We start from the raw sequence: 12,585 nt of genomic DNA, 5'->3' as shown, positions 1-12,585 counted from the left end.
CGTGAAACACTACGACGTGATAGTCGTCGGCGGCGGGCACGCCGGCACCGAGGCTGCCGCCGCCGCGGCGCGGCGCGGTGCGTCCGTGATGCTCCTCACGCAGCGGCTCGAGCAGATCGGCGCCATGTCGTGCAACCCGTCGATCGGGGGCGTCGGCAAGGGGCACCTCGTCCGCGAGGTCGATGCGCTGGACGGCCTGATGGGGATTGCCGCCGACGAGGCTGCGATCCATCGCCGCATGCTAAACCGGTCGAAGGGCCTCGCCGTCCAAGGGCCGCGCGTGCAGGCGGATCGGCGGCGGTATCGCGCGTCGATCCAGTCACAGCTCGTTGGCTACGCCGCTCTGGAAACGGGCGAGGACGAGGCGGTAGAACTGCTGACCCGAGGGGGGCGGATCTCGGGCGTTCGCACCCGTGCGGGGGTCTCGTTCGACGCGCCGTCGGTCGTTCTCGCCACGGGCACCTTCCTCGGCGGCCGGCTATTCCGCGGAAACGAGCGGCTCGATGGCGGCCGCATCGACGAGAGTCCCAGCCGCCGGTTGAGCGAGCAGCTTCGCTCGCTCGAATTGCCGATCGCGCGGCTGAAGACCGGAACGCCCCCTCGTTTGGACGGACGAACGATCGACTGGGCGCGACTGGAGCGCCAACCGTCGGACGATGAGCCTTGGCAGATGTCGTTCCTCCCCTCGTCGGTCGCCCTGCCCCAGGTCGCCTGCGCGATCACGCGGACGAACGATCGCGGGCATGACATCATCCGGGCCGGTCTCGCCGACTCCCCTCTGTTCGCGGGGGTGATCGAGGGCGGCGGGCCGCGTTACTGCCCGTCGATCGAGGACAAGGTGCATCGCTTCGGTGATCGCGACGGCCATCAGATCTTCCTCGAACCCGAGGGACTGGACGATCACACCGTCTATCCCAACGGCATCTCCACCTCCCTCTCCCGCGCGACCCAGGATCGCCTGATCGCGAGCGTCGACGGGCTAGAGCGAGCGCGCATTTCGACCTACGGCTATGCGGTCGAGTACGACTACCTCGATCCCCGCGCACTGGACCACCGGCTCGCGCTCCACGCCTTGCCCGGTCTCTTCTGCGCGGGGCAGATCAACGGCAGTACCGGCTATGAGGAAGCAGCGGCGCAGGGCCTGATCGCGGGCCTAAACGCGGCGGCGCACGCACGTTCGCTCGTCCCCTTCGTCTGCGACCGCGCGACCGGCTATATGGGAGTCATGGTCGACGATCTGGTTCTGCAGGGTGTGAGCGAGCCGTATCGTATGCTGACCGCACGCGCCGAGTATAGGCTGGCGCTGCGCGCCGACAATGCGGAGACGCGCCTCACTGGTCTCGGCATCATGGCGGGTTTTATCGGAGAGCCGCGACAGGCCTCGTTCCGACGCCGGGAGGAGATGCGGGCACGGGCGAGGGTCGGCGAGCACGAGGGAGTCGACTCCGACGTGCGGCGCGAGATTGAGGAGGATGCGCGCTACGCTCCCTATCTGGCACGTCAGGCGGATGAGGTCGCGCGCATGCGGGCCGACCGGGACGTCGTTGTCCCGTCGCCCGAGATGCTGGCTCACGTCCCCGGTCTCTCGACCGAGATGATCGAGCGGCTGACCATTGCGCGTCCGACGACACTGGACGAAGCGTCGCGCGTCCGGGGTGTCACACCGGCGGCGCTCTCGGCCTTGTGGCTGCACGCGCGGAAGTCGGCGTGACCGAGGAGGAGGCGCGCGACTGGGTCGTCGGCCGCTTCGGTAAGGCGGCGGCACGGCGGCTCGACCGGTTCGGGGCGTTGGTGATCGCCGAGAACGAGCGGCAGAATCTCATCGCCCCCGCCACCGCCGCGCGGATGTGGTCGCGACACCTGCTCGATTCCGCCCAGCTTCTTACGTTGGCGAACCGCCCAGGCGATTGGCTCGACATCGGCACCGGCGCGGGCTTCCCCGGCATGGTCATCGCCGCACTGAGTGATCGGGCGGTGACAATGGTCGAACCGCGCGGTCGGAGGGTCGATTTCCTCGAGACCGCGGTGGAGGAACTCGCCTTAGACAATGCGACGATCCTCCGAGGCCGCGCGGAGACGCTGCCGCCCCATCGCTACGACGTGATATCAGCGCGGGCGGTGGCAGCGCTCGAGGAGCTGCTCACCATGACGCGTCAGCTTCGCGGCGCCGATACACGTCTCATCCTACCGCGCGGGCGCGGTGCCGCCACCGAGATTGAACTCGCCCGGTCACGCTGGCAGGGTACGTTCCACGTGGAACACAGCGTCACCGACCCTGAGTCACTCATCGTCATCGCCGACGGAGTATCTGCCTGATGTTCTGCATCGCTATCGCCAATCAGAAGGGCGGGGTCGGGAAAACCACCAGCGCGATCAACGTCGCGACCGCGCTCGCGGCATCTGGGCACCGCGTCCTCCTGATCGACCTGGATCCACAGGGTAACGCGTCGACGGGGCTCGGGATCGCGCAGGCGCAGCGCGAGCGCTCGACCTATGACGTCCTGCTCGACGACGCCGGCCTCGCCGACGCGGCCGTGGCCAGCGGCATACCGCAGCTCGACGTGATCCCCGCGACGGTCGATCTCTCCGGCGCCGAGATCGAGCTCGTCGAGTCGAGCGACCGCACGCACCGGCTCCGCCGCGCGATCGATCGGTCGGAGCGTTCCTGGGACGTGGTGCTGATCGACTGCCCGCCCTCGCTCGGCCTGCTCACGATCAACGCGATGGTCGCGGCCGACGCGCTGCTCGTGCCGCTCCAGTGCGAGTTCTTCGCGCTGGAGGGGCTCAGCCAGTTGCTCAACACGGTCGAGCGCATTCGCTCGCGCTTCAACCCGTCGCTGTCGATCCTGGGGGTCGCGCTGACGATGTACGACCGTCGCAACCGTCTCACCGAGCAGGTCTCGGCCGACGTGCGAGCGGTGCTCGGCAAAGTAGTGTTCGAGACGGTGATCCCGCGCAACGTGCGCCTGTCCGAGGCGCCGAGCCACGGCCTGCCCGCGCTGATCTACGATCATCGCTGCAGCGGGTCCGAGGCCTATATGGCGCTGGCACGCGAGTTGATCCAGCGGCTGCCGCGAGAGGAGAATGTAGCAGCATGAGTGATGCAGGAACGCGACGCGCGCGCGGCAGTCTCGGACGCGGCCTGAACGCGCTGCTCGGCGACGTCGCGCAGGACGAGCGCGAGGCCGGCGACGCGCCGTCGCGCGGTGGGGTGCGGATGATCCCGGTGTCGGCGATCGCGCCCCACCCCGAGCAGCCGCGGCGCCATTTCGACGAGGCGGCGCTGGACGAACTCGCCGCCTCGATCGCCGAGCGCGGCGTGATCCAGCCGATCATCGTCCGCCCGCACGGCCACGACTATCAGATCGTCGCGGGCGAGCGGCGCTGGCGCGCGGCCCAGCGCGCGCGGCTTCACGAGGTTCCCGTCGTCGTCCGCGAATATAGCGACAGCGAAACGCTTCAGATCGCGCTGCTCGAAAATATCCAGCGGCAGGATCTCAACGCGATCGAGGAGGCGCGCGCCTATCAGCGGCTGATCGATGAGTTCGGCCACACCCAGGACGCGCTCGCGCGCGCGGTGCACAAGTCGCGCAGCCACGTCGCCAACCTGCTCCGCCTGCTCGACCTGCCAGAGGAAGTGCAGTCGCGCGTCGTCAGCGGCACGCTGACGATGGGACACGCGCGCGCGATGGTGGGCGCCGACGACCCGGTCGCGCTCGCCGATCAGGTGGCCGATCGGGGGCTCTCGGTCCGCCAGACCGAGAAGCTCGCCAGCAGCGACAAGCGCGGTGGTGTGGGCACGTCGACGCGCCCAGGTAGCGGCGGCGCGCGCGCGATGGGACCGGCGAGCGGGGGCAGCGCGGACATCGCCGCGCTGGAGAACCAGCTGGCCGACCTGCTCGGGCTCAAGGTCCATATCAGCTTCAACGAGGACGGGCGCGGTTCGATCACGCTCGACTATAGCTCGCTCGAGCAGCTCGACATGGTGTGCCAGCGGCTCAGCGGCGAGCGGATCTGACGTTCACGGACCTGATCCACTCGGTGGCCGAGGCGCGCGAATAGTGACTTCCCTCGCGGTCGGGGACACGTGCGCTCCCGGGCGCGTCGGCGCGACCACTCTATCCCCGGCGCTAGAGTCTAATTTGTGCTCCGGCGAACGCCGGAGCCCAGAGCCGCTCTCGGGACCCCGGGCTCCTGTGTCCGCAGGAGTTCACATCAGCTGGATCAGCCTCTAGCGCCCCACGCGCTGCGCTAGCCGCAACAGGAAGGTCTCCGCCACCACGCGGCCCGCTGCGCCCGCGGCGATCACCTCGCGCTCGGTCCGACGCGCCGCTGCCAGCGCCGCCGCCAGCGCGGGAAGTCGCCAGCGCCGGAGCGCGGCGGCGGTGCTCGCCTCCTCGCGCCAGAAGACGCGGTGGCGCTTCATGACCTGGTCGACGCCCTCGCCCGAGTCGACCGCGGCGCGCATGTCGGCGAGTGACAGCAGCCGGCGGCCGAGCGCGCGCAGCAGCGGGATCGGCGAGCTGTCCGCCACCGCCATCCGGCGCAGCCCATCCACCAGCGCGGGCACGTCGCCGCCGGTGGCGGCGAGCACGACCTCGCCGATCTCGCCCTCGCTGAGGTCCGCCCCGATCGCGTCGAGCGCCTCCTCGTCCGCGTCCGCGGGCCGGTCGGGCGCCGCGTCGAGGTAGAGCGCCAGCTTCTCGATCTCGCGCGCCATCACCGCGCGATCGCCGTCGCTGGCGCGGACGATCCGCTGCACCGCGGTCGGCGCGATCCGCAACCCCTCGGCGCGGCCGAGCTCGGTGACCACCGCGGCGGCGTCGCGCGCGTTGGGCGGGTAGCAGGCGAAGGCGAGCGCGCGATCCGACTCGATCGCGGCCTTGACCAGCTTGCCCGTCGCCTTGACCGTGGAGGCGATCAACACGACCGGGTTGCCGGCCTTCTCGAGCGCGAGCAGCGCGGCGACGGCCTCCAGCACCTCCTCACCCGCCCCCGTCACGCGGATATAGCGGGGGTCGCCGAACAGCGAGATGGCCGCGGCCTCGTCGCCCAGCCGCGCGGGGTCGACGCGCAGCGTGGCACCGTCGAGGTCGATCCGCTCGACCCCCTGCCCCAGCGCCCGTCCGAGTCGCGCGGCATAGGATTGGGCGGTGGCCTCGTCCGGACCGTGGAGCAGGAAGAGGCGGAGGTCCGCCGGCGGCTTATCGAGCGCGGCGGTGAGCCGTGGCTCGGTCGCCTTCATGGCGCGGGCGGCTGCGTCCGCCGCGCGTAGAGCGCCAGCCGGGCGACGATCTGGTCCGCCACCGTCTCGGAGAGGCGCTCGAGCGCGGTACTCTCGGCCGCGATCGTCGCATATTCCGAGCCGACCACGTCGATCCCCGCGTCCGACCCGGCGGTGGCGTCGACCACCACCGTGCCCTGCGCCGCGTCGATCAGCTGGTAGCGCGCGCGCAGCGTGCGGCGCTCGCGCGCGACCGAATCGTCGCTGCGCGTGCCGAGGCCCACGATATCGTCGTCGAGCCGCACCGTGAGCCGGTACCGGGCGGCACCCCCGCCCTGCCCCATGGCGCCGAGCCGGTCACGCAGCGCGTTCGCCATCAGCCAGCCCGACCGGCCCTGGATCGGCGCGACGTCGACGCTGCCGAGCGTGGCCGCCACGGGGCTGGCACCCCCGCCGGCGTAGAGCGGCTTCAGCCCGCAGCCCGCGAGCGCGAGCGCCAGCGGCACGATCAGCCCGGGGAGCGCGTGCCTCATGCGACGACGTTGACCAGCCGGTCGGGCACGACGATCACCTTGCGCGGGGCACGGCCCTCGAGCGCGCGCGCGACCTTGTCGTTGGCGAGCGCGGCGGCCTCGACGTCCTCGCGCGACAGGCCCTTGGGGAGCGTGAGCGTGTCGCGCAATTTGCCGTTGACCTGGATCGCGACGGTGACCTCGTCCTCGACCAGCAGCGCGGCGTCGACCGCGGGCCACGGCGCGTCCGCCACCAGCCCGCCCGCGCCGACGCGCGCCCAGGCCTCCTCGGCGATGTGCGGCACCATCGGCGCGACCAGCCGGACCAGCGCCCGGACCGCGGTGTCGCGCGACGCCGAGGGCGCCGCCTTCTCGATCGCGTTGACCAGCTCGTACAGCTTGGCCACCGCCTTGTTGAACGACAGCGCCTCGACGTCGGCTGCGACGCTGGCGATCGTCTGGTGGAGCTTGCGGTCGAGCGCGGCGTCGCCACCCGTGCCGGCCGGCCCCTCGGCCAGGGCGTCGAACAGCCGCCACAGCCGCTGGACGAAGCGCCACGCGCCCTCGATGCCGTTCTCGCTCCACTCCAGGTCGCGCTCGGGCGGCGAGTCGGAGAGCATGAACCAGCGCACCGCGTCGGCGCCATATTGGTCGACGATCGGCGCGGGATCGACCGTGTTCTTCTTCGACTTCGACATCTTCTCCACGCGCCCGACCGTCACCGGCAAGCCGCTCGCCAGCTCGAGCCCGCCGCCCACCTCCTCGGGCGCGAGCCAGCGGCCGTCCGCCGCCTTATAGGTCTCATGGGTCACCATGCCCTGGGTGAACAGGCCGGTGAAGGGCTCCGCCAGGTCGATCAGCCCGACGTGGCGCAGCGCGCGCGTCCAGAATCGCGCGTAGAGCAGGTGGAGGATCGCATGCTCCACCCCGCCGATATATTGCCCCACCGGCAGCCAGCGCTCGGCCTGCGCACGGTCGAACGGCCGGTCCTCGGGCTGGCTGGCGAAGCGGATGAAATACCAGGACGAGTCCGCGAACGTGTCGAGCGTGTCGGTGTCGCGCAGCGCGTCGCCGCCGCACTGCGGGCAGGTGACGTGCTTCCATGTCGGGTGGCGCTCGAGCGGGTTGCCCGGCACGTCGAAGCTGACGTCCTCGGGTAGCGCCACGGGCAGCTGCTCGCGCGGCACCGGCACCTCGCCGCAGGCGGCGCAGTGGATGATCGGGATCGGCGTGCCCCAGTAGCGCTGGCGGCTGACGCCCCAGTCGCGCAGGCGATAGACGGTCGAGCCCTGGCCCCAGCCCTCGCGCTCGGCACGCTCGATCACGACCCGCTTGGCCTCCTCGACCGCGAGGCCGTCGAGGAACCGCGAGTTCACCAGCGTGCCCGGCCCGGTATAGGCCTCCTCGCCGTCGAAGGCAGGGTCGGTGCGCTCGCCGTCGGCGACGACGCGGCGGATCGGCAGCCCATATTTGCTCGCGAACTCGAAGTCGCGCTGGTCGTGCGCGGGCACGCCGAACACCGCGCCGGTCCCATAGTCCATGAGCACGAAATTGGCGATGTACACCGGCAGGTCGCCCGCGCCGAGCGGGTGCGCCGCGGTGAGCCCGGTGTCGTAGCCGAGCTTCTCCTGCGTCTCGAGCTCGGCCGCGGTGGTGCCGCCCTGCTTGCAGCGCTCGACGAAGGCCGCCGCCGCCGGGTCACGCGCGGCGAGCGCCTGCGCGATCGGGTGATCGGCCGCGACCGCGACGAAGCTGGCGCCGAAGATCGTGTCGGGCCGCGTGGTGAAGACCTCGACGCTGTCGCCGTCGCTCAACCCGAAGCGGAACTGCAGCCCCTGGCTCTTGCCGATCCAATTCTCCTGCATCAGCCGCACCTTGTCGGGCCAATGCGCGAGCGAGCCGAGCCCCTCGAGCAGCTCGTCGGCGAAGCGCGTGATGCGCAGGAACCATTGCGAGAGCTTGCGCTTCTCGACCAGCGCGCCGGAACGCCAGCCGCGCCCGTCGATGACCTGCTCGTTGGCGAGCACGGTCATGTCGACCGGGTCCCAGTTCACCGCCGATTCCTTGCGATAGACCAGCCCGGCGCGGTAGAAGTCGAGGAACAGCGACTGTTCGTGGCCGTAATAGCTCGGGTCGCAGGTCGCGAGCTCGCGCGACCAGTCGAGCGCGAAGCCGAGCCGCTTGAGCTGCGCCTTCATCGCCGCGATGTTCTGGCGGGTCCACTCGCCGGGATGGACCTTCTTCTCCATCGCCGCATTCTCGGCCGGCATGCCGAAGGCGTCCCACCCCATCGGGTGGAGCACCTCGTGGCCGGTCATCCGCCGGAAGCGCGCGAGCACGTCGCCCATCGTATAGTTGCGGACGTGCCCCATGTGGATCTTCCCCGAGGGATAGGGGAACATCTCGAGAACGTAGCTGCGCGGCCTGGGGCTATCGTCGCGCGCCGCGAAGGTCTGCGCCTCGTCCCACACCTGCTGCCAGTGCGTGTCGGCCTTGAGCGCGTTGAAGCGTGACGCCATCGGGTCGGCGCGCCTCAGCCGGTGATCGCGCCGCGGCGCAGGTCGCGCGCGCGGGTGAGGATGATGTCCTCGAGCTTCTGCGTCGTCGCCGCCTCGACCGGCGCGGCGATCCACTGGCCGCCGCGGCTGATCTCGCGCAGCGCGGCGACGCGGACCGCGTCGGCACGCAGGTCCTGGTCGAGGATCGACACGGTCACCTTCATCCGCTCGGTCGGCACCTGCGGGTTGACGTACCAGTCGGTGACGATGACGCCGCCGTTGGAGTCGGTCTGGAGCAGCGGCATGAAGCTGAGCGTGTCGAGCGAGGCGCGCCACAGGTAGCTGTTGACGCCGATCGTCGTCACCTTCGATGCGGCGAGGTCACCCTCGGGGCGCGCCGCCTTGCCGCCGCAGGCGGACAGAGCGAGGGCGGCGAACAGGCCAACCGCGAGGCGCGAGGGGCGGAGCATCGGCAAGGTCCTTCAGGGCAGGAACGGGTATCGTGCCCGCTCTACCCGCCCCCCTCCCGCCGGGCAAGCGCGCCTCATTGTGGACATAGTGCAACAGAGTTTCCGAAAAGAGCCACGACCCCGATGGACAAGGAACTGAATCCTGTTACGCCCGCTCCAGGGACCGGCGTGCAGACTCGCCGGGCATAAAGGGGATGGACGAGATCGTGGCCGCAGGTCGCCACATCGCAGCATGTGTCTCGGGGGCCACATTGGTCGCCGCGATCGCGGCTGTCCCTGCGCTGGGCGCGCCCGACTCCGCGCCCAAGGCGGCGCGCCGCGACGCGGGACTGCCGCGGCTCGCGGGATCGTTCACCCCCTCGGCCGCCGATCCCAAGCTGGCGGCGCTGTTCGCGCGCGGCGGGCTCGATGCCAGCGGCTTCCGGTTCACCCCCTCCGAGTCGCGCAGCGGCAACCGCGCGGTCACCGTCGCGGTGCGCGCGCGCTCCTCGCTGGCGGCGCGCGACGATGCGCGACTCGCCGCGTCCGCGCCGACCACGGTCGGCGTCGCGCCGATCGCCTATAACCTGGGCGTCGCGGTCGGCTGGAAGCGCTTCGCGGTCTCGGGCGACCTCGCCAAGGTCGATCTCGGCGCGCTCCCCGGCGGTCGCGAGGCGGCGGACGTCGCGCTCAGCTACTCGGCGAGCAAGTGGACCGGCCGGGTCAGCGCGAGCAGCGATCGCGCGCTCCCCGGCGCCGCGCGCGCGGTGGCCGAGCCGCAGTCCTACTCGCTCGACGTGGGCGGCAGCTACTCGATCACCCGCAACCTCGACCTGACCGCGGGCATGCGGCTGAAGAGCGAGCGCGACCGGCTAACCCGGATCGACGACGAGCGCCGCGACAGCCAGGCCGTATACGTGGGGACGGCGTTCCGCTTCTGAGGAGGCGGGCGGCCGCGTGCCGCTCCGACGACAGAACGATGGTGCGGGCAGTCGGCGTGGGTCACCGCGTCGCAGGCTCAGGTGTCAGCGGCACGGGCATCGTCGGGGACGTGCACGTCAGGTCAGCTCCAGCGAGCTGCCGGGGCGGACGTTCCGCGCGCACACGGTCGACCTGCGCGCCGCGGCGGATCGGCGCCAGTCGGATCAGCGACAGCACGAGCCACCGATGGCGCGACGTGACCCCTTGTGTTGCCCGAAAGCCACACCATCTCTCGGGAGAGAATAACAGGGCGTCACGATGAACCTCGAGAAATTCACCGACCGCGCGAAAGGCTTCCTCCAGTCCGCGCAGACCGTCGCGATCCGCATGAGCCATCAGCAGATCGCGCCCGAGCACCTCCTCAAGGCGCTGCTCGAGGACGAGCAGGGCATGGCCGCGGGCCTGATCCAGTCGGCCGGCGGCGACCCGCGGCGCGCGGTGAGCGAGATCGACCTCGCGCTCTCCAAGCTGCCATCGGTCTCGGGCCCCGGCGCGCAATCGTCGCCGGGCCTCTCCAACGACGCGGTGCGCGTGCTCGATCAGGCCGAGCAGATCGCGCAGAAGGCGGGCGACAGCTATGTCACCGTCGAGCGCCTGCTCGTCGCGCTGGCGCTCAGCCTCCACACGGCCGCGGGCAGGGCGCTCCAGGCCGCGGGCACCAGGCCCGAGGCGCTGAACCAGGCGATCAACGCGCTGCGCGGCGGCCGCACCGCGGACACCGCCGGCGCCGAGGACCGCTACGACGCGCTCAAGAAGTTCGCGCGCGACCTCACCGAGGCGGCGCGCGCGGGTAAGCTCGATCCCGTGATCGGGCGCGACGAGGAGATCCGCCGCACGATCCAGGTGCTGGCGCGCCGCACCAAGAACAACCCCGTGCTGATCGGCGAGCCCGGCGTCGGCAAGACCGCGATCGTCGAGGGGCTCGCGCTGCGCATCGCCAACGGCGACGTGCCCGACGGCCTCAAGGACAAGACGCTGATGGCGCTCGACATGGGGTCGCTGATCGCGGGCGCGAAATATCGCGGCGAGTTCGAGGAGCGGCTGAAAGGCGTGATCGACGAGGTGAAGGGCGCCGAGGGCGCGATCATCCTCTTCATCGACGAGATGCACACGCTGATCGGCGCGGGCAAGTCCGAGGGCGCGATGGACGCGGGCAACCTGCTCAAGCCCGCGCTGGCGCGCGGCGAGCTGCACTGCGTCGGCGCCACCACGCTCGACGAGTATCGCAAGCACGTCGAGAAGGACCCGGCGCTGCAGCGGCGCTTCCAGCCGGTCTTCGTCGGCGAGCCCACGGTCGAGGACACGATCTCGATCCTGCGCGGGCTCAAGGAGAAATATGAGCTGCACCACGGCGTGCGCATCACCGACGGCGCGCTCGTCTCGGCGGCGACCTTGTCGAACCGCTACATCACCGATCGTTTCCTGCCCGACAAGGCGATCGACCTGATGGACGAGGCCGCGAGCCGCATCCGCATGGAGGTGGAGAGCAAGCCCGAGGAGATCGAGTCGCTCGACCGCCGCATCCTGCGGCTCAAGATCGAGCGCGAGGGGCTCAAGCGCGAGACCGACGCCGCCAGCCTCGACCGACTCGAGACGCTGGAGGACGAGCTCGCCAACCTAGAGCAGCAGTCGGCCGAGCTGACCGCGCGCTGGCAGGCCGAGAAGGACAAGATCGCGGGCGAGGCCAAGCTCAAGGAGCAGCTCGACGCCGCGCGACTCGAGCTGGAGCAGGCGCAGCGCCAGGGCGATCTCGCCAAGGCGGGCGAGCTCTCCTACGGGCGCATCCCCGCGCTGGAGAAGCAGCTCGCCGAGGCGGCCGGCCAGACCCAGGGCGCGATGCTGCGCGAGGAAGTCACCGCCGACGACATCGCCGGCGTGGTCAGCCGCTGGACCGGCGTGCCGGTCGACCGCATGCTCGAGGGCGAGCGCGAGAAATTGCTGCGCATGGAGGAGGTGCTCGGGCAGCGCGTGATCGGCCAGGCCGAGGCGGTGCGCGCGGTCTCCACCGCGGTACGGCGCGCGCGCGCGGGCCTGCAGGACCCGAACCGGCCGCTCGGCTCGTTCCTGTTCCTCGGGCCGACCGGGGTCGGCAAGACCGAGCTGACCAAGGCGCTCGCCGAGTTCCTGTTCGACGATTCGGCCGCGATGGTGCGGATCGACATGAGCGAGTTCATGGAGAAGCACGCGGTGGCGCGGCTGATCGGCGCGCCGCCGGGCTATGTCGGCTACGAGGAGGGCGGCGTGCTCACCGAGGCGGTGCGGCGCCGGCCCTACCAGGTCGTGCTGTTCGACGAGGTGGAGAAAGCGCACGGCGACGTGTTCAACGTGCTGCTCCAGGTGCTCGACGACGGGCGGCTGACCGACGGCCAGGGGCGCACGGTCGACTTCTCGAACACGCTGATCATCCTCACCTCGAACCTGGGCAGTCAGTATCTGGCGAACCTCGACGAGGGACAGGCGGTGGAGGCGGTCGAGCCGCAGGTGATGGAGGTGGTGCGCGCGCACTTCCGGCCCGAGTTCCTCAACCGGCTCGACGAGGTGATCCTGTTCCACCGGCTGGGGCAGGCGCACATGGGGCCGATCGTCGACATCCAGGTGGCGCGCGTCGGCAAGCTGCTCGCCGAGCGCAAGGTGTCGCTGGAGCTCACCGACGCGGCGCGGGCGTGGCTCGGCCGCGTCGGCTACGACCCGGTGTACGGCGCGCGCCCGCTCAAGCGCGCGGTGCAGCGCTACCTCCAGGACCCGCTCGCCGAGGCGATCCTGCGCGGCGAGGTGAAGGACGGCGCCTCGGTGCGGGTCGACGAGGGCGACGGGAGGCTGGCGCTCGAGGTGGGGTGAGGGCTGAGGCAGTTCCTCCCCGGCACGGGGAGGTGGCAGCGCGGAGCGCTGACGGAGGGGGCTCTCCACGCACGAGCCGGTGC

At 70.9% G+C, this 12,585-nt stretch carries 10 protein-coding genes; 6 read left to right on the top strand and 4 right to left on the bottom strand.

The window, feature by feature from the left end; translation table 11 throughout:
- Position 1: 1 nt before the first annotated feature.
- Genes mnmG through KZ813_RS14335 form a run of 4 tightly spaced genes read left to right on the top strand, consistent with a single transcriptional unit; the run spans position 2 to position 4,018 of the window.
- The gene (gene mnmG / locus KZ813_RS14350; protein WP_219755668.1) at positions 2 to 1,711 is read left to right on the top strand and encodes a tRNA uridine-5-carboxymethylaminomethyl(34) synthesis enzyme MnmG; all 1,710 of its coding nucleotides are present in this window, start codon (positions 2 to 4) and stop codon (positions 1,709 to 1,711) included.
- A complete protein-coding gene (gene rsmG, locus KZ813_RS14345) occupies positions 1,708 to 2,316 on the top strand; it encodes a 16S rRNA (guanine(527)-N(7))-methyltransferase RsmG (RefSeq protein WP_219755667.1) in 609 nt (202 codons plus the stop codon). Before mnmG ends, rsmG begins: the two co-directional genes overlap by 4 nt.
- A complete protein-coding gene (locus KZ813_RS14340) occupies positions 2,316 to 3,098 on the top strand; it encodes a ParA family protein (protein WP_219755666.1) in 783 nt (260 codons plus the stop codon). Before rsmG ends, KZ813_RS14340 begins: the two co-directional genes overlap by 1 nt.
- Positions 3,095 to 4,018, top strand: coding sequence for a ParB/RepB/Spo0J family partition protein (locus tag KZ813_RS14335; RefSeq protein WP_219755665.1), 924 nt, complete (start codon positions 3,095 to 3,097; stop codon positions 4,016 to 4,018). The genes KZ813_RS14340 and KZ813_RS14335 overlap by 4 nt, the downstream gene beginning before the upstream one ends.
- 213 nt (positions 4,019 to 4,231) lie before the next feature.
- Here the strand turns inward: KZ813_RS14335 and holA are convergent, their stop codons facing one another.
- Genes holA through KZ813_RS14315 form a run of 4 tightly spaced genes read right to left on the bottom strand, consistent with a single transcriptional unit; the run spans position 4,232 to position 8,704 of the window.
- The gene (holA, locus tag KZ813_RS14330; RefSeq protein WP_219755664.1) at positions 4,232 to 5,245 is read right to left on the bottom strand and encodes a DNA polymerase III subunit delta; all 1,014 of its coding nucleotides are present in this window, start codon (positions 5,243 to 5,245) and stop codon (positions 4,232 to 4,234) included.
- Entirely contained in the window at positions 5,242 to 5,757 is a 516-nt protein-coding gene (gene lptE, locus KZ813_RS14325) for an LPS assembly lipoprotein LptE (protein ID WP_219755663.1), read from the bottom strand. Before lptE ends, holA begins: the two co-directional genes overlap by 4 nt.
- On the bottom strand, positions 5,754 to 8,255 hold the full coding sequence (gene leuS, locus KZ813_RS14320; RefSeq protein ID WP_219755662.1) for a leucine--tRNA ligase: 2,502 nt from the start codon (positions 8,253 to 8,255) through the stop codon (positions 5,754 to 5,756). The genes lptE and leuS overlap by 4 nt, the downstream gene beginning before the upstream one ends.
- A gap of 14 nt (positions 8,256 to 8,269) precedes the next feature.
- Positions 8,270 to 8,704, bottom strand: a complete 435-nt coding sequence (locus KZ813_RS14315) for a DUF3576 domain-containing protein (RefSeq protein WP_183922552.1) — start codon at positions 8,702 to 8,704, stop codon at positions 8,270 to 8,272.
- Positions 8,705 to 8,898: 194 nt separating this feature from the next.
- Between KZ813_RS14315 and KZ813_RS14310 the strand changes: the two genes are divergently transcribed.
- Entirely contained in the window at positions 8,899 to 9,624 is a 726-nt protein-coding gene (locus tag KZ813_RS14310) for a hypothetical protein (RefSeq protein ID WP_258046801.1), read from the top strand.
- 298 nt (positions 9,625 to 9,922) lie between these two features.
- Complete coding sequence (gene clpB / locus KZ813_RS14305) at positions 9,923 to 12,502, top strand: ATP-dependent chaperone ClpB (RefSeq protein WP_219755661.1); 2,580 nt, start codon at positions 9,923 to 9,925, stop codon at positions 12,500 to 12,502.
- Positions 12,503 to 12,585 lie beyond the last annotated feature (83 nt).

Origin of the sequence: Sphingomonas folli (assembly GCF_019429525.1) — a bacterium.
Lineage (GTDB): Bacteria > Pseudomonadota > Alphaproteobacteria > Sphingomonadales > Sphingomonadaceae > Sphingomonas > Sphingomonas folii.
Note: the sequence above shows the minus strand (reverse complement) of the source record. Positions and strands in the feature narration are given on the sequence as shown.